Below are 20,046 nucleotides of genomic sequence, written 5' to 3' on the forward strand. Positions count from 1 at the left end.
CAAATGAACCAATATCTTTCACTGAGGCGTAGAGTACTGAAGCGATTGCGGGAGGAACTTCCCAGCCATCTTACGTATCATGGCATAGCACATACTTCTGATGTGCTCCATGTTTGCAATCAATATATCAGAAGATATAATCTTAGCCAAGAAGATCGAATGATGCTCAAAATAGGGGCTACAGTTCATGATATGGGCTTTTTGAAGAGTCCTGTCAATCATGAAGAAACTGGAGCTAATATGGCTGAGCAAATGATGAAAGAGATGGGGATGTCTCAAAAGCAAGTAGATATAATGCGCGGGCTTGTGATGTCTACCAAAATTCCGCAAAGTCCAAAAACGCAACTTGAGGAAATCATTTGCGATGCAGATCTTGACTATTTGGGAAGAGATGACTATCCGGAGATCAGTCAAAGACTCTTTGATGAGCTCAAATTTATGGGAATTTTAAAGACTCCTGAGGATTGGAAAAACTTGCAGATTAATTTTTTGAAATCGCACTCTTTCCATACGCCTTTTGCCAAAAAGAACAGAGAGCCAAAGAAGCAATATTGGCTCAACAAGCTTTTGAATTCTTAATTCATTCTTCCCAATTGGGATGCTCTCGACGCATCCATCTTGATAAAGATAAAAAGCAAGGTGGTGAAGGACCAGAGCGAGGAACCTCCGTAGCTAAAAAATGGTAGTGGGATACCCACCACAGGGAATAGCCCAATCGTCATGGCTATATTGATCATAAAGTGAAACATCAATATAGAAAGCACGCAGTACCCGTAAATTCTGGAAAATCTATTTTTTTGTCGCTCAGCCATCATCACTATTCGGATCAAAAGAGCCATAAAAAGTACAATCACCACAAAGCTGCCAACCCAGCCAAACTCTTCTCCAAGTGTACAAAAGATAAAATCGGTATGTTGCTCTGGTACAAAATCAAACTTGGTCTGGGTTCCTTGTAAGTATCCCTTTCCTAACAAGCCACCAGAACCAATCGCAATTTTTGACTGGGTGACATTCCATCCCACCCCAAGAGGGTCTAAGTTGGGATTGAAAAGTACCATGATCCTATTTTGCTGGTGAGGGGGCAATTTACCCACGACAAAATCAATGCTGTATGTAAAGGCGATTAAGGCAAGACCAATTATGGAAAAGACAATGGTTTTTTTCCAGGTTCTTTTACCCAGAAGTATTAAAAAAAGGCAAACTAGACTTATGCCACCTGCGAGGTATAGGTTATTTTCAATTCCTAAGGAAAGCAGTACCACTGCAATCATACCCAGCCCAAGTACATAATACTTTGCAGGGAAGCCTTCTCTATAAAACATGATCAGCATGGAAAAATATACCATCGCTGTACCCGTATCTGGCTGCAAAAGAATAAGAATCACCGGTAATAAAAGCACCCCGAAGGCTTGCAGTTGGTAATTAAGCTTCGTCAAGTCAAAAGTCGGCCTTTCCATAAACTTGGCAAGGGCTAGAGCGGTGGCAAATTTTGCAAATTCTCCGGCTTGAATCCGAAATGAACCAACACCAATAGAGAGTACCTGACCATTTACCTCTTTACCGAAAAATGGGGTGAGGATCAGAAGGACGATAAATACCAGATAGATCGGAATGGCTAGGTTTTCGAAAAGTCTGTGATCTGCCACCATGATCAATGTTATAATCACGACAGCGGTACCTATCCAAACTAGTTGAATCCCCGAGTTGATGGATATATCAAAAATACTCTTTGCATTCTGCCCGTCATAAACCGCAGCGTAGATATTAAACCAGCCTATGATGACTAGTAAAAAATAGATCAGAATGGTGACCCAGTCTACCCGATTGATTTGTACTTCTTGCCTCATTAGTAAATGAAATTTCCTGCAAGTACATAATCTTGTAGTGCTGTGCGCTGTACATCACCACGGATGTATTTCTCTATCATGAGAGAGGCCGTGCTAGCTGCTGCTCTTCCTCCCCAGCCTGCGTTTTCTACATATACTGCGATCGCGATTTTTGGGTCATTTTTTGGGGCAAATGCAATAAATACGGAGTGATCCTCGCCATGTGGATTTTGAGCAGTTCCTGTCTTACCTGCCAGCTCGATATCTGAAATAACTGCCCTAGCAGCAGTGCCATAAATAGCCGCAGCCATCGCGTCTTGGATCAAGTCAAAATGCTTTGCATCTACGCCAACATCGTGCCTCTGCTGAAACTCGGTAGGAATTTTAGTCGCATCACCGTCCATCGCTTTGATCAAGTGAGGAGTATAGTAGTATCCCTTATTGGCAAAGATAGCGGCAAGATTAGCCATTTGTAATGGGGTAACCTGAAGCTCTCCTTGTCCTATGGAAAGCGAGTAAATGGTAGAGTACTTCCATCTGCCTTCGCCGTAAATTCTATCGTAGTATTGGCTAGAGGGTATATCGCCGCCGCGCTCACCACCCATGTCTATTCCTAAGGTGGAACCAAGTCCAAATTTCGCCACCTTATCCCTCCATTGATCTAGGCCTATTTGTGTGTCTGTAAATGTATTACTTGAGACTTCTCGATTGATGATTTTCCGGAAAGCTTGATGATAATAAGGATTGCATGAGTTACGAATCGCCCCAAACAAATCTACTGGAGAGGGGTGATTATGACAGGCTACAAGTGATCGGTTGCAAGCATATGTAGTTTCTGGAGTAAGAATTCCTTCCTGAAGGCCTATGAGACTTTGGACAATTTTGAATATCGAGCCTGGAGGGTACATCGCCATTACTGGACGATTGAAAAGGGGCTTGGTGGTATTAGCATTGAGCTTTTGATAGTTTTTTCCAAAATCCGCTCCCGTAAGTTCATTTGGGTCATAAAATGGAGCGGAGATCATGGCAAGGATTTCACCAGTCTTAGGCTCAATGGCAACGACAGATCCCGTCTTACCTTGCATGAGATATTCGCCGTATTTCTGGAGTTCCAGGTCGATGGTTGAAGTGATATTGCTTCCTTCATGAGATGCAGTATCGTATTCCCCATCTTTGAAAGAGCCTTTGTCAATTCCCCTGACATTGACCATTTTATATTTTACTCCCTTTACCCCGCGAAGTTCATTTTCATAAAATCGCTCCATGCCACTGAGACCGACATAGTCGCCTTGGACATAGTACCCTGTAGTATCTTTTTCTAGTCTAGGCCCACTAATCTCACCGATATATCCCAAGGCGTGCGAACCTATGGGCTCAGGATAAGAGCGGACGGAACGAGTAGTGATAAATAGGCCAGGATAGTCGATCAGGAAGTCTTGAATCTTGGCAAAATCTGTAGTAGAGATTTGCTTGATCAGGGGAGATGGCTTGACCCAAGAGTATTTTTTTGCCGCATTATATCCTTCGATCAGGGCTTCCTTTTCAATCCCAAATAGTTCACAAAATTTAGTAGTGTCCTGTAGCTCAAATTCCTTAGGGACGAGCATCAGGTCAAAAATCGGATTGTTGTAAACTAATAACTTCCCATTGCGATCATAAATTAAGCCGCGATAGGGGTGATCCACTACGCGCTGAATAGCATTACGCTCCGCTTTTTTCAAGAAGCTATCATCCAAAACCTGGATAGAAAACAACTTGATAAGCAGCACAATACCAACCAAGAAAATGGTGATGATAATTATTTGAGGCCGTTGATCATTCATTAGATTACTCTTCTGCGCTTGAAGAATAGGAGTTGTACAATAATAGCCAAAACTAGAGTGAAAATCGAGGAGAAGAAGCTTTTGTTTAGGACATTTAACCAATTACCACTACCCCAAAAATCAATAGTGAAGAAAACTAGGGAGAATAAAAAAATCAGAGGAAAGGCATAGCTCAAAAACCACCCAAAGCTTTGTGATTTTAAGTCCGGCCTATCATTGTCATCGTAGCCTCCGGAAGGGCTTACAGCTTTCAGCCAAAAGCTCCGAATGAACGCCAAAAAAGTCACGGCGGAAGCATGCATGCCGAGTGTATCGTAAAACACATCGACTGTCAATCCAACCAAAAAACTAATGATTAAAAGTGGGATAGGGCGAATTGAAATAGGTAGAAGCAAAATGCCCAATACATAGATAAAACAATAGGCCACACCAAAAAGGGCGAGGTTTTTCAGAAACAAAATCTGAATAGTCACCAATAACAAAAATTGACCTGTAACCGAAAGTATGCTCTTAAAATTCATTCGGTATTTCGGCTTGATTGTATAAAGAGTCTAGTTCTGGCAATTGGGTATTTTCGATTAGATACACGTAGCTCACCTTGCTGAAATCAGTGAGTAAATCCAATTCAATATCCAGATAATTTGGATTGTCTGTAGAAGGGGTCACGGATGAAATGATCCCAACTGGAATTCCTTGAGGGAAAATAGCATTAAAGCCTGAGGTGACCACAGAGTCGCCTGCAGAGGCCTGCACATGTCTAGGAACGTATAGAAGTCGTGCTTTTTTGGAATCACCACCTCCCCATTGAACGGAGCCAAAAACGTCTGAGGATAGGATTTTTGCTGAAAGCAAGAGATCTGTATTGAGCAATGAAATCCCCACTGCGTAATTTTCTGAGACAGATTTTACTCTTCCCACCACTCCTTGCTGATTGAAAATTCCCATTCCAGGTTTCAGACCATGCTTTTTACCTTTGTTCAGGGTAAGGTGATTTTGGGAAAAACGTAAGGAATTACTGATCACTCGTGCACCTTTTACTGCAAAAGTGGCCTCAAAAGTAGAATCCATTGGGATATACATGGAGTCTGCTTGATTATATGCCAAGTCCAGCTCCTCAAGCAGCTGAGCATTTTCATTCACCAAAATCTCATTCGCCTCAGCTAGGGAGAGAAAATCTGAGACATCGGATTGAGTTTCAAGTACCGATCCAATCAATCTTGAAGAGCTATTAAAAAAAGCAGCCCCTTGGGGAGAATTATTGGAAACAATCAACCAAACTGCTACGACTTCGAGAATTATAAATAGTATAAACGCTCTAAGATTATAAAGGAATTGAAAAATTCGTAGCATTAAGGGTTTAGCTCATCAATACGGTTCTGAAACTATGAATATTTTTTAGTGCGGTACCAGTACCTCTCACCACGGCTCGAAGTGGGTCTTCAGCAATATGGATTGGCAATTTGGTTTTTTGATGGAGACGTTTGTCCAAGCCTTTAAGTAATGCGCCACCTCCTGTCAAGTGAATTCCATTGTCATAGATATCTGCTGACAATTCTGGCGGAGCGATTTCCAATGCTTTGAGCACAGCTTCTTCTATCTTCGATACGGACTTGTCTAGCGCAAATGCAATCTCGGAATAAGAAACCTTAATCACTTTTGGTATACCTGTCATCAAGTCTCTTCCACGGATTTCATAATCCTCAGGCGGCTCCTCTAGTTCCGTCAAAGCAGAACCAATTGCGATTTTTACTTTTTCTGCAGATCGCTCGCCTATCAAAAGGTTATGCTGCCTTCTCATGTAATCCAAGATATCCTTAGTGAATGTATCACCAGCGACACGTATGGATTGGTCTGCAACGATGCCAGAAAGTGCGATCAACGCAATTTCTGTCGTGCCACCTCCGATATCCACGATCATGGATCCCATTGGTTTTTCTATGTCTATTCCTATACCAATTGCCGCTGCAATTGGCTCGAAAATCATGTACACTTCTTTTGCACCAGCATGTTCTGCTGAATCTCGAACTGCTCGTTTTTCCACTTCGGTGATTCCTGAAGGAATGCAAATCACCATTCGGTGAGATTGCGGGAAAAGCCCCTTTTTCTGACCAGGGATCATTTTAATCAACCCTCTGATCATTTGCTCCGCCGCATAGAAATCCGCAATCACTCCATCTTTAAGGGGTCTGATTGTTTTGATATTCTCATGCGTCTTTTCATGCATATTCATCGCTTCACGACCCACAGCCAAAACACGATTATTGGTTTTGTCTATGGCAATGATTGAAGGCTCGTCTACTACAATTTTGTCTTTGTGAATGATCAGGGTATTTGCGGTACCCAAATCAATCGCGATGTCACTTGAAAAAAAGTCAAATAATCCCATTTTTGGTTGATTGGCTTTACTGTAAAGGATATTGAAAATACGAAGCCTGTGTCAGGTTAGTACCTCGAGTGCAGCAAAATTATTATGTTAAAAGGACAATTCTGAACGAATTGGAATCTTTTTATAAACTTAAATTTTGAGTTCTCTGAAATGCAAATAGTACAGGCAGGCAATTTACTATAAAAACTATGCCTAAAGAGGTCAGAGGCTAATTTTGTGATTTAAAAAAGAAATTGTTTTTACATCAAAAATATTTTACATTTGTGGCGTATTTGATAGTTTCTTGAGGGGACACCACGTCCCCTCTTTCATTGTATAGGTTGTGAAAGCTTTAAAAGAACAGATTACAGAACTTGCAACGGCACTTTTGCCTGACGAAAGCCACTATGTGGTAGATGTGGTTGTGGGCGAAAAATCCGGGAAAAAGCTCATCAATGTATATATAGATGGCGATCAAGGAGTCACCATTCAGACCTGTGCCAAGATTAGTCGAGGCATCTCAGGAGAAGTGGAGGCCCAAGAAATGATCGAAGACGCTTATGTTTTGGAGGTGTCTTCTCCAGGGGTGGATTATCCCATACAGGAGGCAAGACAATATCTAAAGAATCTAGGCAGGGACTTGCTTGTTTATTTGACTAATGGAACTGAGGTTTTGGGGACATTGCTAGAAGTGAATGAGGAAGGATTAAAGCTAAATGCCAAGGAAAAGGCAAAAGGGAAATCGAAAAAAATGAATGTGAAGGAAATGAGTATTCCTTTTACAGAAATAATAAAATCAGTAGTTCAAGTTTCTTTTAAATAAATCACATGGATGCCAAAGTCTTAATTGAATCTTTCGCAGAGTTTGCGAGATCAAAAAATGTAGATAGACCTACAATGATTCGTATTCTGGAAGATGTTTTCAGAGCTATGATTCGAAAGAAGTTTGAGTCGGACGAGAATTTTGATGTAACGATAAATGCGGATCAAGGTGACCTTGAAATTTTCCGTTATCGTGAGATCGTGGATGACAATTCAGAGGATATCTGGGATTTCGACAAAATCAGTTTGAGCGAAGCGCAAAAAATCGAGCCTGATTTTGAAATCGGAGAAGAGGTTTATGAGAAAATCGAATTAGAAGATTTCGGAAGACGTGCTGTGCAAATGGCACGGCAGACCTTGATCCAGCGGATCAAAGACCTTGAGAAAGATATTTTGTACAATAAGTACGAGGAGCAAGTTGGCGAGATTGTCAGTGCGGAGGTTTACCAAATCTTGAGCAGAGAGGTATTGCTGATCGACCAAGAAGGAAATGAATTGATTCTCCCTAAAGGAGAGCAGATTCCTAAGGATAGATTTAGAAAAGGAGATTCTGTTAAGGCAATCGTCCACAGAGTGGATATGTCCAACGGTACTCCAAAGATCATTTTATCAAGAACTTCACCAGTTTTCCTCGAGCGATTATTTGAAAACGAGGTTCCTGAGGTATATGATGGTTTGATCACGATTGTTAAGATCGTGCGTGAGCCAGGAGAGCGAGCTAAAGTGGCAGTGGAATCATATGATGATCGGATTGATCCAGTAGGGGCTTGCGTGGGAATGAAAGGATCTAGAATCCATGCTGTGGTGAGAGAGCTTCAAAATGAAAACATTGACGTGATCAACTACACTGAAAATCTTGATCTATACGTAAGTCGTGCATTGAGCCCTGCGAAAGTTTCTTCCTTGACCATTGATCATGATACCAAGCGTATTTCAGTTTTCTTAAAGCCAGATCAAGTTTCACTTGCCATTGGTAAAGGTGGATATAACATCAAATTGGCATCGAGATTGGTTGGTTTTGAAATCGACGTGTTCCGAGAGCTCAATGAGCATGAGGAGGAAGATGTATTGCTTTCAGAATTTTCAGATGAAATCGATGCTTGGATTTTGGATGAACTGAAAAAGACAGGTCTTGATACTGCAAAGAGTGTATTGAGTCTTTCTGCAGAAGATCTTACCCGTAGAACAGAACTTGAAGAAGAAACCATTTTGGAGATCTTCAGGATTTTGAAACAAGAATTTGAACAATAGGTCTTGGGATTTCCCAGCGACCAAATAGAATAAAGAAGTATTTCGAAAGAGTTTGTAGCTTATGTCAGAAGAAAAAATGTTGCGATTAGCCCAGGTAGCTCGAAAGCTCAACGTTGGTACGGCGACCATCGTGGAGACTCTTGCTAAAAATGGCTTTGAGGTAGAAAATAATCCCAACTCCAAGATAAATATGCAGCAAGTAGAAATGCTGAATAAGGAGTTTAGATCTTCTGCCCTAGAAAAGGAAGAGGCATCTCACCTCTCGATAGGGAAGCGTCATGAGCCTATTTCCCTTGAGACTGAGGAGAAAAAAGTGGAAGCGCCAGCTCCTACCCCAGCTCCACCGAAACCAGTAGAACCTACTCCAGCGCCGACGCCGATCGCGGAGGAGAAGCCAGCTCCAGAGCCAGAAAAAGCTCCAAAAAAACCTGAAGAATCCATTTCCGCTGAAGCACCAAAGCTCGAAGGCATTAAGGTCCTTGGAAAAATAGACCTAAGCAAAAACACCTCTACCAGACCAGGACAAAGACCTGGGAAAGGAAAAGGAGATAAGCCAGGCTCACAGCCGAAGAAGGAAATAGCTGAGAAAAAATCACAAGAGCCGAAAAAGCCAGAGCCTAAGCAGGAGAATGTGGAAAAAGCTCCAGCACCAAAGGCTCCTGAGTCAAAGCCTGCCCCAGAGGAGAATGCGCCACGAGAGGTGATTTCGGCAAAGGCAGATTCTCTAAAAGGATTGACTGTATTGGGTAAAATTGAACTCCCTGCAGAAAAATCCAAAAAGAAAGGTGGACCTGTGGCTTCATCTGATGAGCGCAACAGAGATAAGAAAAGACCTAGAAAAAGAATCGACAAAGGCGGACCAGCTGGAAATCGAAATCAAGGCAACCGTAATCAGCCAAATCGAGGAGGGCAGAAAGGCCAAGCAAGAGTGCAAAAGGCTGAACCTACCCAAAAGGAAATTCAGGATCAGATCAAGCAGACTTTAGCCCGACTTCAAGGTAATAAGCCTGGGGGTAAGTCGAAAAGTAGAAAGGATAAGAAAGCCGAGCGAGAGCGGGAATCTGAAATCCAAGGAGCAGATGAGACTAAGCTCTTGAAAGTGACTGAATTTATTTCAGCGAATGATTTAGCTTCTTTACTCGACATCAGTGTCAATGAAATCATATCTACATGCATGTCCTTGGGGATGTTTGTTTCAATCAATCAGAGACTCGATGCGGAAGCTATTACAATCATTGCAGATGAGTTTGGCTACGAGGTAGAATTTACCAAATCCGCAGAGGAAGAGATTGAAGAAGATGTGGTGGATAGTGAAGAAGATCTTGAAGAGAGAGCTCCTATCGTGACGATTATGGGTCACGTAGATCATGGTAAAACATCACTTTTGGATTACATCCGAATGTCAAAAGTAACTGCAGATGAAGCTGGTGGAATTACTCAGCACATCGGTGCTTACGATGTAATGACCAAAACTGGGCATAAAATTGCCTTCTTGGATACACCGGGTCACGAAGCTTTTACCGCAATGCGAGCACGTGGTGCGAAAATTACGGATGTGGCGATTATTGTGATCGCTGCGGATGATAATATCATGCCACAGACCAAAGAAGCCATCAATCACGCTCAAGTAGCGGGTGTGCCAATGATCTTTGCGATCAATAAGATTGATAGACCTAATGCCAATCCAGAAAAAATTAAAGAGGCACTTGCCAATATGAATCTTCTGGTGGAAGAGTGGGGTGGAAAGTACCAGTCCCAAGACATATCAGCCAAAACAGGTCAAGGCGTAGATGAGCTTTTGGAAAAGGTTCTTCTTGAATCAGAAATCCTTGAGCTAAAGGCCAACCCGAATAAAAACGCACAAGGAACAGTCATTGAGGCTTCCCTGGACAAAGGTCGTGGATATGTAGCTACGATGATGATCCAAGCCGGAACTCTTAAAGTGGGAGACGTGATGCTTGCAGGTCAGCACTATGGTCGTGTCAAGGCCATGTTTGATCACAAGGGAAAGAAACTTAAAGAAGCAGGCCCTTCTACTCCTGTACAGGTACTAGGTCTAAGCGGAGCGCCTCAAGCCGGCGATATCGTTAAAATCTATGATACGGAGCGTGAAGCGCGTGAAATTGCAAACTCAAGAGAGCAAATCCAAAGAGAGCAGACCCTTCGAACCAAGAAGCACATTACGCTGGATGAAATTGGTAGAAGACTTGCCATTGGAAGCTTTAAGGAGCTTAACATCATCATCAAAGGTGATGTGGATGGATCTGTAGAAGCACTTTCCGATTCCTTACTGAAGTTATCCAAAGATGAAGTGAGCGTTTCGATTATCCATAAAGGTGTAGGTCAAATTTCTGAATCAGACGTGTTGCTTGCCTCTGCATCTGATGCGATTATTATCGGATTCCAGGTAAGACCTTCGGTAAATGCGAAGCGATTGGCTGAACAGGAAGAAATTGAGATCAGACATTACTCCATCATTTATGATGCGATTAATCAGATTAAAGATGCAATCGAGGGAATGCTTGAGCCAGAATTTGAAGAAGTCATCACTGGAAATATCCAAGTGAGAGAAGTCTTTAAAATCACCAAAGTAGGAACCGTAGCAGGATCATATGTGACTGATGGGTTTGTCACACGTAAGAATAAGATCAGAGTAATCCGTGATGGAATTGTGATTCATGAAGGCGAAATCGATCAATTGAAGCGATTCAAGGATGATGTTGCAGAAGTGAAGGCAGGGTACGAATGTGGGATTTCTATAAAAGGCTACAATGATATCAAGATTGATGATACCATCGAAGGCTACGAGATGAAGGAAATAAAAAGAAAGAAGTAAAAACTAGAAAAGGAGCTGAAAAGCTCCTTTTTTTGTATGTGCCCATTTTAAAAGGACTTTTGTGGATAGCGTTTTTGATTGGATGTACTGGCCTGATTCTAGGCTTGATTCGTCCAGTGTACTCGCTTTGGTTTCTTGATCGGATGAATCGTTTAAAGGTCCTGAAGATCTATGGAATCCCAACCTTAGTTTTGGGGATTATACTACTCTTTTTTGGTTGAACTAGTTAATCGCTGAGGTAGCATTGACTTCCTTTTTTAAACTTTTATAGGCCAAGCCCATCAGAGAAATTGCCAGTACAAAAAGTAGGGCAGCAATCACTGATAGCACGTAAACTTCATCTTGAAAATTTTTCCAAGCAAAGAGTCCAAGGGATGCTAAAGTGACGGTGAACATAAAAAACATAGGGAGCGTCACAAAAAGAGCATTTACCTTCTTCTTGATCAACCATACAGAAACCGTAAGTAATGCTAGCGCTGCAAGAAGTTGGTTGGCAGATCCGAAGATGGGCCAAAGTGTGGTGAATTCCCCAGAAGCGAGTAAGAGTACAGAAAGAATTACTACAATACCTGTGGAGATGAAGCGATTCGTGGCAATTTTTTTGGCACCAGCCTGAGGTAAATCTTCAAAATATTCCTGAAGAGTAAATCTGGCCAAGCGAGTACAGGTGTCAAGGGTGGTGAGTGCAAAAGCTGAAACCGTAAGGGCGACAAATACCACGGCAAAATCTTCGGGCACGCCTAAAGCCGCGATCATGCTACCAAGACCAGTGGAAAATAGAGCCACGGGGCCATCCGTGCTGAATCGGTCTAAATATTCGCCTTGACTCAAAATGGCAACAGCCCCCACCGCGATTATTGCCAAAAATGATTCAATTAGCATTCCTCCGAAGCCAACTACCTTTGCATCGCTCACTTTGTCGAGTTGCTTTGATGTCGTTCCTGAAGCAACTAAGGAGTGGAAGCCACTGATCGCTCCACAAGCAATGGTGACGAAAAGAACTGGAAATATAAAGCCAAGGGTATCGCTATGAACACGGATTTCATTGGTCATTTTGATATCTGGATTCGCAATGAAAATACCTAAAACAGCAAAAATGATCAAGCCATACAATAGATAGCTATTCAGATAGTCTCTTGGTTGAAGGAGTAGTGTGACTGGTGTGACAGAGGCGATAAATGCATAGAGCAGGAGCAATCCAATCCATACTTTATAGTCCAAAACAAAAGGGAATAAGGTGCCCAAGTAAACAAAAAGATACATCAAGCCTACGCCGATGATCGTTAAAATGACAAAAGCATTTCTCCTGCTATTCAATAAGCGGCTGGTATAGCCAAAAGCAATGGCTAGTATTATGAATGAAATAGAAGCCGAAGCAACTCCGGGATTGCTCACAAAAGTCTTGGCGATAATATCTGAAAATACACCAATTACTAAGATCAGAGTGGAGAAGCTGAACAAGATAAATAGCTGTTTACCCTGCATCCCTATCTGATTTTTGATGATGACTCCTATAGACTTCCCTTCTGTTTTTAGTGATGCGGCCAGACTTCCCAAGTCATGTACAGCGCCAAAAAAAATCCCGCCTACTAAAATCCAGATCACCGCGGGTATCCAGCCAAACGTTACGGCAATGATCGGGCCTACGATAGGACCTGCACCTGCTATGGACGCAAAATGATGGCCCAGTACGACGATAGGCTTGCTAGGTTCGTAGTCCACCCCATCACGATGCGTATGTGAAGGAGCGAGATCGCTGTCCTTCAATCCAAATTTCTTATACACAAAAGCGCCATAAAATCGATAAGCTAGGAAAAGGATAATCGCTGAAAGTGATATTAGGAGCGGAAGGTTCATTATTGGGCAGTGTTAGGTCGACGTCCAAATCTATTCGCCGGAGTATACAATTAAGTCAAAAATCAGCTATTCGCGCTAAAAAATCAATAAGCGGTCAAAACAAGAAAACCAGGATGTCTTGATGATGAGATTTTATTTAACGGATATTAGGAGTAAATTTGAGACCGTTTAAGGTTAATTGAACGACCTAAAATACACTTATGGCTTGGTTTAAAAGAACAGATAAAGGAATCAAAACATCCACTGCGGATAAAAAAGATGCACCGGATGGGCTTTGGTTCAAGACTCCAAATGGAAACATTATCCATACGCGAGAGCTTAAAAACAACTCTTATGTATGTCCGGATGATGATTTTCATGTGAAGATCGGATCTAAAGAATACTTTCAAATTCTTTTTGATGACAATAAATTTAAGGAGCTCAATGAAGGAATGACTTCAGGGGATCCATTGAATTTTTCAGATACCAAACCCTACACATCAAGAATTAAAGCCACCATCGAAAAAACCTCATTGAATGATGCGGTGCGTACAGCTGTGGGCAAAATGAATGGTTTGGATATTGTCATTGCCTGTATGGATTTTAATTTCATCGGGGGCTCTATGGGATCTGTGGTAGGTGAGAAAATTGCTCGAGCCATTGATCATTCCTTACAGAATAAGATTCCATTTTTAATGATTTCAAAATCTGGGGGGGCTCGAATGATGGAAGCTGGTTTTTCTTTAATGCAGATGGCGAAGACTTCCGCAAAGTTGGCCCAACTGGATCAGGCGGCTATACCTTACATATCACTTTTGACTGACCCGACTACCGGTGGAGTAACAGCATCTTACGCTATGCTTGGCGACTTTAATATCGCAGAACCGGAAGCATTGATTGGTTTTGCGGGTCCAAGAGTAATTCGCGAGACTATCGGTAAAGATCTTCCAAAAGGTTTCCAAAGTTCAGAGTTTGTGTTGGAACACGGATTTCTTGATTTTATCATCGATAGAAGGCAGTTGAAAACAAGACTGACCACTCTTTTAAACCTCTTGAATAATTAATCAGTTAACCATTTAAAATGTAACGTATTTTCCTTCAAAAATGAGATTCCATTTGGGGGGAAATAAGGATTAATAAATATATTTGTGTTCCCAATTTTGGGGCAGTTAAACATAGAAATCAAAAGTTCATGGGTTCTGTAATTATCACATCGATCGTTGCCTTTACGCTGATTATTCTGCTGCTGGTGTTTATTCTACTCTTTGCGCAGTCCAAGCTCGTATCTTCGGGAGATGTCAAAATCATTGTGAATGGGGATACTAAAAACCCTATCATTGCTTCTGCGGGCACAAACCTGCTATCCACTTTAGGTGGGCAAAAAATCTTTTTGCCGTCTGCCTGTGGTGGTGGTGGTACTTGTGCCATGTGTAAGTGTGTCATCGAAGAAGGTGGAGGAGAGGTTTTACCAACGGAAGAAGGACATCTAAGCCGTGCCGAAAAGCAAGGAAATGTACGTTTGTCTTGCCAAGTAAAGGTAAAAAACGACATGCAAATCAGAATTCCTGAAGAAATCTTCGGAATTAAGAAGTGGGAATGTGAAGTAATCTCGAATTACAACGTATCTACTTTCATTAAAGAATTTAAGGTAAAGCTTCCTGAGGGAGAAACACTTGATTTCGAATCTGGAGGATATATTCAGATTGACGTCCCTGAAACGGTTGTTAATTTTAAGGATATAGATATCACTCCACATCCTGAATTGGGTCACCCAGCGGATGTGTATCAAAGCGATTGGGATAAATTTGGCTTGTGGGATCTGGTAATGAAAAATGATGAGGAACTCTTCCGAGCATACTCTATGGCCAATCACCCAGCTGAAGGTAATATTGTGATGCTTACCATTCGTATAGCGACTCCACCATGGGATAGAGCGAATAACCGATGGATGGATGTAAATCCAGGGGTTTGTTCTTCTTACGTGTTTGGACGTAAGCCAGGGGATAAAGTGACGATTTCTGGACCTTATGGTGAATTCCACATTAACCCTACTCAAAGAGAGATGATTTATATCGGTGGTGGAGCAGGAATGGCACCACTTCGATCTCATATCTTCCATTTATTCCACACTGAGAAAACCGATAGAAAGGTATCTTATTGGTACGGTGGTAGATCAAAGAAAGAGTTGTTTTATACTCCTCACTTCAGAAACATCGAGAAAGATTTCCCGAATTTCAAATTCTATATCGGTCTTTCAGAACCACTTCCAGAAGATAACTGGAAAATCAAAAAGTCACTTGATGACGAGGCAGATGGGTACGTTGGTTTTATCCACCAGGTGCTTTATGATAATTATTTGAAAGATCATCCTGAGCCAGATGAGGTTGAATATTACCTCTGCGGACCTCCATTGATGAATGCTGCAGTGCTCAAGCTACTAGATGATTTGGGCATTCCAGACGAAAATATCCGATTTGATGATTTCGGAGGATAACAAAAAAATCTCGCCCGGTAAGGGCGAGATTTTTCTTTTTGGAAGAATCTGATTTTAGCTGTATTAGCAGTCTTTTTTTAAATTTTTTAAAAAAGCCTTCGAAGGTTAGTGGATAATTTTATTTCATGACTGCTAATTTTCTTTATTTTTACAGCATACCTATAGACTATGATAATTGACTCTTTCTTTGAGCCGATCGAAGAATTTCTCTGGCAAAAGAAGTATCCTGAAAGTTCATTCTTTGACTCCATTCATTACTATGGAGAGACTTTTCCCGATCTGAAGGGAATCCACATTGCCATCGTGGGGCTGAAAGAAAAGCGAGGTGTAAATGGCGGCGAAAGTATCGAGCGGGGAAGTACAGAAATTAGAGAAAAACTTTACAATCTTAAAAAAGGATACGGTTCATACAGGATTGCTGATTTGGGTGATTTGGTCATTGGAGAAACTTTGAAGGATACTTACGCTAGTATTCAGATGGTAGGTGAAGTTCTTATGAAAAAGCAGATTTTGCCTGTTTTTATCGGAGGAACACATGATCTAGATATGGGGCAATACCTCTCCTATGAAAATATGAATAAACTGGTTTCTATGCTCAATGTGGACCCCAAGTTTGATCTAGAGGAGGAGGGGACTTCTGCTGAAAGTCATATTCAGGACATCATTTTGCATCAGCCCAATTTTCTATTTTCTTATTCCCATTTAGGTTATCAGAGCTTTTTGGTAGACCCCAAAATGACTACCGTTTTAGAGAAACTCTACTTCGAACATATCCGGCTTGGCGAATTGCGGAAAAGCTTCAAGGATATTGAGCCCATCGTAAGAAATGCTGATTTTCTAAGTTTTGACATAGCTTCTATACAATCTGCAGATGCACCAGGAGCTTTGGATCCTCAACCATTTGGACTCACGGCCGAGGAGGCTTGTCAGATTTGTTGGTTTGCAGGTACGAATGAAAAATTATCCTCGATCGGGATCTATGGCTATGATCCCTATCAAGACGATATGCATAATAAAACCGCCAAAGTCATCGCAGTGATGGTGTGGTACTTTATCGAAGGTTTTTACTCAAGAAAAGATAGCCTTTCCTTCAAGGGGAGTGATTATATCAAATACACCGTCTCTTTGGATAGTAAGCCTCACGAGCTTGTTTTTTATAAAAGTAAAAGAAGTGGGAAATGGTGGATGGAAATTCCGCATCAGGAAGGAGATCCATTTAGAAGGCTCACTACGATTCCTTGCAGCTACTCAGATTATGAAATCGCACAAAAAGGAGAAATTCCTGAGCGGTGGATCAATGCTCAAATCAAGATGCTTTGATGCGAAAATACACTTCACAACAGCTTGCGCTGAGAAATGGGCAGGATCGACCCGAAATATGGGTTGCTTATAAAGGCCTAATCTATGAAGTCACGGAATCGAGATTGTGGAAAAATGGAAAGCATTACGAGCACTGGGCGGGTCAAGATCTTACCCTAGAGTTGAAAGATGCACCCCATACGGAGAATGTTTTTGAAAAATTTGTGCCGATAGGGCAACTGGCGTAAAATGATATTAATAGCAGATAGCGGTTCCAGTAAAACTGACTGGAGAGTAATACATCGAGACCGGCGAATTAGCCAGCACCGTGGTGTGGGTTTTAATCCCTATTATCAAACCTCTCAGGAAATGGCTGAGGAAATGCGTCATGACTTTTTGGTGAATTTGGAGAGTGAAATCGAGGAGATTTTTTACTATGGTGCGGGATGTTCGGCACCACAACGAAACCAAGAAGTAGCTGATGCATTGAGAACGATTTTCCCCGAGGCTAAAATAAATGTAGATCACGATTTATCCGCAGCAGCTCATGCGACTTGTGGTCATCAGCCGGGCATTGCTTGTATTTTGGGCACTGGGTCCAATAGTTGTGATTATGACGGCATCAGGATTATTGATACCAGACCAGCTCCTGGCTTTATCCTGGGTGATCAAGGTGGTGGAGGGTATATAGGCCGACAGTTTTTGATGGACTTTATCAATGATGAGATGCCGGCAGATATCAAAGAAGAGGTGATTGAAAAGTATAAACTCGATGCTATCACAATTCAAGAGCATGTCTATCGTCAGCCTTTCCCAAATAGGTATATGGCAAGTTTTTGTAGATTTATCTCTGAACACAAGTCCAATCCCTATTGCTACATGCTTTATTACAATGCATTTCAAGATTTTTTTGACAAGCATATTAAAAAGTATAAATGCTATGAAGAGAAACCAGTAAGTTTTGTGGGGTCGATTGCATATTATAATAGTGATATTCTTCGAAAAGCTTCTGCAGATGCGAATATCCATGTGAATATTATTCTTGAAAGCCCGATAGCGGGATTGACACTTTATCATCAAGAACTCCTATGAAAGTAACCGAAGCAGTATCAAACTACGACAACCTTGAAAAGATGGAGGTCAGTGATCTACTGTCTAGCATCAATAATGAGGATAAGGGAGTCCCAGCAGCCGTAGAAAAGATAATTCCCAACATTACTCGTTTGGTTGAAGCCATAGTTCCCAGGATGGCCAAGGGAGGCCGCTTGTTTTATATTGGAGCTGGCACAAGTGGTAGACTAGGAATTTTAGATGCCTCAGAGTGTCCACCTACTTTCGGAGTATCTTCTGAGATGGTGATCGGTTTGATCGCTGGAGGGGATTCTGCCATCCGTAAAGCTGTGGAAAATGCTGAAGACCATGCCACGCAAGCTTGGAATGATATAGCTGAGTACGGGTTTAACACAGAGGATACCGTCATTGGCATCGCAGCTTCAGGCACTACTCCATATGTTATTGGAGGTGTTAAAATGGCCCGTAAAAAGGGCTTGCTCACAGGAGCAATCACCTGCAATCCAGATTCTCCATTATCCAAAGAGGTCGAGCATCCTTTAGAAGCTGTGGTGGGACCGGAATTTGTGACAGGAAGTACACGCATGAAAGCAGGTACTGCTCAAAAGTTAATCCTCAATATGATTTCTACCAGTGTGATGATCAAACTGGGTAGGGTAAGAGGAAATAAAATGGTGGATATGCAGTTGTCTAATGCAAAACTTGTGGAGCGAGGAACCAATATGATTGTAGAGGCGACAGGATTGGATGAAAAGCAAGCCCGAGATTTGCTTCTTGAAAAAGGATCAGTGAGAAACGCCACAGAATTTTTTTACAGCCAGAAAAATAAGTAGTCGAAGTTTGATCTTCAGTAGCTTTTTCTTGGGATTAGCTATACCTTTGCTGCCCAATTAAGCCATTGACAGTCAAAGGCTTTTCAAATTTAATCCAGCAGTGATGCTGCAAGCGTATGAAAAATCCAAAGAAACAGTTTTTTCAAAGTTCAGAAGAGAGCCCTCGTAGAGATGAGGGAAAGCAAGAAGGCAGAAAGCCTAAAGCTTCTACTGGTAATGATTCAAAGCTTTTTTCGAAGAAAGGAAAGTACGATGATCAGAAATCCTTTTCTAAAGATAAGGGTTTTGGAAAAGGGAAGAAGTACCCAAAAAGCAAAGAGGAGCAAGCTGCAGAAAAGACTTACTACCAGGGTAGAAGCAAGGGGGAAAAACCTGTATTTGGCACTACGAAGCCTACTCGATTTGAGGGAAACAAGGAGAAAAGGGGATTTGGTGCCAAAAGACGCACTAACATAAATCCAGATGTTGAGCGTCCCGATTATAACTTTGAAGCCGTCCCGTCAAAGAAACAAGATTCAGAAGAGCATGAGTTTAGGCTGAATAAATATATCGCCAACTCTGGCATCTGTAGTCGGAGAGAAGCAGATTCGTTAATTAAAAAAGGGCTTATCACAGTAAATGGGGAGATCATTACTGAGATGGGTTTTAAAGTGAAGAAGAGTGACCGTGTGATCTACCAAGGCAAGAAGATCAACCCAGAAAAACCTGTTTACATTCTTTTGAATAAACCGAAGGATTTCATTACCACTACAGATGACCCAATGGAACGAAAAACGGTGATGAACCTAGTCAAGAATGCCTGTGAAGAGCGAATTTTTCCAGTAGGTAGATTGGATAGAAATACAACAGGTCTTTTATTTTTCACGAATGACGGGGAGCTCGCTGCGAAGCTTTCTCATCCGTCCAATCAAGTAAAGAAGATTTATCAGGTTACTTTGGACAAACCCTTGACTCAAAAAGATGAAGAGGCAGTTCGAGATGGATTGACCCTCGAGGATGGTCTTGCTCCTGTGGATGATATACAGGTGTTGTCCTTAGATCGTAAGATTCTAGGCTTACAGATTCATATCGGAAGAAATAGAATAGTCCGTAGAATCTTCGCACACCTTGGATATGAGGTGACTGCTTTGGATCGCGTAATGTACGCTGGTCTAGATAAGAAAGATTTAAAGCGAGGGAACTACCGTTTCCTAAGTGAGAAGGAAGTGATTCGCTTGAAATACTTTATATAATTAAAGGCTCCAATTGGAGCCTTTTTTATTTGAAATTGGATAAGGCCTTCACCAAATCTTTTTTCATAATTATTCCACCTTTTCTCCAGAGAATTTTCCCGGATTTAAACACGATATAATGAGGGATAGATCGAACCCCAAACTGCTGAGCAAGTTGAGGGTTACGGTCTACATTGATTTTGAGAAGCTTGACCTTACCATTCAAATCAGAAAGTACCTCATCGATAATGGGGTCCATAGTCTGACAGGGGCCGCACCAATCTGCATAAAAGTCTACGAGAATTGGCTGTGTACTTTTAAAGATTTTGTCTTTTGGATTTTGCTTTGGCATGGGGATAAAAAAACCGGCGCGAGGCCG

Annotated in this window: 18 protein-coding genes; 11 read left to right on the plus strand and 7 right to left on the minus strand. The window is 41.7% G+C overall.

Annotated features, from left to right (window positions below; translation table 11 throughout):
* Positions 1–3 precede the first annotated feature (3 nt).
* Positions 4–579 carry an HD domain-containing protein gene (locus ACFOSV_RS01990; protein ID WP_377902862.1) on the plus strand — a complete coding sequence of 192 codons (576 nt, stop codon included), beginning with the start codon at positions 4–6 and terminating at the stop codon, positions 577–579.
* Here ACFOSV_RS01990 and rodA read toward each other — a convergent pair.
* The 5 genes from rodA to ACFOSV_RS02015 are packed head-to-tail and all read right to left on the minus strand — an operon-like array spanning position 576 to position 6,035.
* Positions 576–1,847 carry a rod shape-determining protein RodA gene (rodA, locus tag ACFOSV_RS01995; RefSeq protein ID WP_377902864.1) on the minus strand — a complete coding sequence of 424 codons (1,272 nt, stop codon included), beginning with the start codon at positions 1,845–1,847 and terminating at the stop codon, positions 576–578. The two genes, ACFOSV_RS01990 and rodA, sit on opposite strands and share 4 nt — an antisense overlap.
* Positions 1,847–3,649, minus strand: coding sequence for a penicillin-binding protein 2 (mrdA, locus tag ACFOSV_RS02000; RefSeq protein WP_377902866.1), 1,803 nt, complete (start codon positions 3,647–3,649; stop codon positions 1,847–1,849). The genes rodA and mrdA overlap by 1 nt, the downstream gene beginning before the upstream one ends.
* Positions 3,649–4,170 (minus strand): rod shape-determining protein MreD, encoded by a 522-nt coding sequence (locus ACFOSV_RS02005; protein WP_377902868.1) that lies wholly within the window; start codon positions 4,168–4,170, stop codon positions 3,649–3,651. The genes mrdA and ACFOSV_RS02005 overlap by 1 nt, the downstream gene beginning before the upstream one ends.
* The gene (mreC, locus tag ACFOSV_RS02010) at positions 4,160–4,999 is read right to left on the minus strand and encodes a rod shape-determining protein MreC (protein WP_377902870.1); all 840 of its coding nucleotides are present in this window, start codon (positions 4,997–4,999) and stop codon (positions 4,160–4,162) included. The genes ACFOSV_RS02005 and mreC overlap by 11 nt, the downstream gene beginning before the upstream one ends.
* 7 nt (positions 5,000–5,006) lie before the next feature.
* Positions 5,007–6,035 carry a rod shape-determining protein gene (locus tag ACFOSV_RS02015; protein ID WP_377902872.1) on the minus strand — a complete coding sequence of 343 codons (1,029 nt, stop codon included), beginning with the start codon at positions 6,033–6,035 and terminating at the stop codon, positions 5,007–5,009.
* Between the two features lie 322 nt (positions 6,036–6,357).
* Between ACFOSV_RS02015 and ACFOSV_RS02020 the strand changes: the two genes are divergently transcribed.
* The 3 genes from ACFOSV_RS02020 to infB all read left to right on the plus strand — a co-directional run bounded on the left by ACFOSV_RS02020 (position 6,358) and on the right by infB (position 10,923).
* A complete protein-coding gene (locus ACFOSV_RS02020) occupies positions 6,358–6,837 on the plus strand; it encodes a ribosome maturation factor RimP (RefSeq protein ID WP_377902874.1) in 480 nt (159 codons plus the stop codon).
* Positions 6,838–6,842: 5 nt separating this feature from the next.
* Positions 6,843–8,087, plus strand: coding sequence for a transcription termination factor NusA (gene nusA / locus ACFOSV_RS02025; protein ID WP_377902876.1), 1,245 nt, complete (start codon positions 6,843–6,845; stop codon positions 8,085–8,087).
* Between the two features lie 61 nt (positions 8,088–8,148).
* A complete protein-coding gene (infB, locus tag ACFOSV_RS02030) occupies positions 8,149–10,923 on the plus strand; it encodes a translation initiation factor IF-2 (RefSeq protein WP_377902878.1) in 2,775 nt (924 codons plus the stop codon).
* Positions 10,924–11,145: 222 nt separating this feature from the next.
* On the opposite strand, the gene ACFOSV_RS02035 is transcribed toward infB, so the two are convergent.
* Complete coding sequence (locus ACFOSV_RS02035) at positions 11,146–12,780, minus strand: carbon starvation CstA family protein (protein ID WP_377902880.1); 1,635 nt, start codon at positions 12,778–12,780, stop codon at positions 11,146–11,148.
* 200 nt (positions 12,781–12,980) lie between these two features.
* On the opposite strand from ACFOSV_RS02035, the gene accD reads away from it, so the two are divergent.
* The 7 genes from accD (at position 12,981) to ACFOSV_RS02070 (ending at position 19,688) form a co-directional block, all read left to right on the plus strand.
* Complete coding sequence (accD, locus tag ACFOSV_RS02040; protein WP_377902883.1) at positions 12,981–13,823, plus strand: acetyl-CoA carboxylase, carboxyltransferase subunit beta; 843 nt, start codon at positions 12,981–12,983, stop codon at positions 13,821–13,823.
* 128 nt (positions 13,824–13,951) lie between these two features.
* On the plus strand, positions 13,952–15,253 hold the full coding sequence (gene nqrF, locus ACFOSV_RS02045) for an NADH:ubiquinone reductase (Na(+)-transporting) subunit F (protein ID WP_377902885.1): 1,302 nt from the start codon (positions 13,952–13,954) through the stop codon (positions 15,251–15,253).
* Positions 15,254–15,421: 168 nt separating this feature from the next.
* Positions 15,422–16,573 carry a formimidoylglutamase gene (locus tag ACFOSV_RS02050; protein ID WP_377902887.1) on the plus strand — a complete coding sequence of 384 codons (1,152 nt, stop codon included), beginning with the start codon at positions 15,422–15,424 and terminating at the stop codon, positions 16,571–16,573.
* Complete coding sequence (locus tag ACFOSV_RS02055) at positions 16,573–16,800, plus strand: cytochrome b5 domain-containing protein (protein WP_377902889.1); 228 nt, start codon at positions 16,573–16,575, stop codon at positions 16,798–16,800. The genes ACFOSV_RS02050 and ACFOSV_RS02055 overlap by 1 nt, the downstream gene beginning before the upstream one ends.
* 1 nt (position 16,801) lies before the next feature.
* Positions 16,802–17,644, plus strand: coding sequence for an N-acetylglucosamine kinase (locus tag ACFOSV_RS02060; protein WP_377902891.1), 843 nt, complete (start codon positions 16,802–16,804; stop codon positions 17,642–17,644).
* Positions 17,641–18,456, plus strand: a complete 816-nt coding sequence (murQ, locus tag ACFOSV_RS02065) for an N-acetylmuramic acid 6-phosphate etherase (protein ID WP_377902893.1) — start codon at positions 17,641–17,643, stop codon at positions 18,454–18,456. Before ACFOSV_RS02060 ends, murQ begins: the two co-directional genes overlap by 4 nt.
* A gap of 116 nt (positions 18,457–18,572) precedes the next feature.
* Positions 18,573–19,688 carry a pseudouridine synthase gene (locus ACFOSV_RS02070; RefSeq protein ID WP_377902895.1) on the plus strand — a complete coding sequence of 372 codons (1,116 nt, stop codon included), beginning with the start codon at positions 18,573–18,575 and terminating at the stop codon, positions 19,686–19,688.
* 25 nt (positions 19,689–19,713) lie between these two features.
* Here ACFOSV_RS02070 and trxA read toward each other — a convergent pair whose 3' ends face one another.
* Complete coding sequence (gene trxA / locus ACFOSV_RS02075) at positions 19,714–20,019, minus strand: thioredoxin (protein ID WP_377902897.1); 306 nt, start codon at positions 20,017–20,019, stop codon at positions 19,714–19,716.
* Positions 20,020–20,046: the final 27 nt, after the last annotated feature.

Source organism: Algoriphagus namhaensis (assembly GCF_042649705.1).
Taxonomy (GTDB): domain Bacteria; phylum Bacteroidota; class Bacteroidia; order Cytophagales; family Cyclobacteriaceae; genus Algoriphagus; species Algoriphagus namhaensis.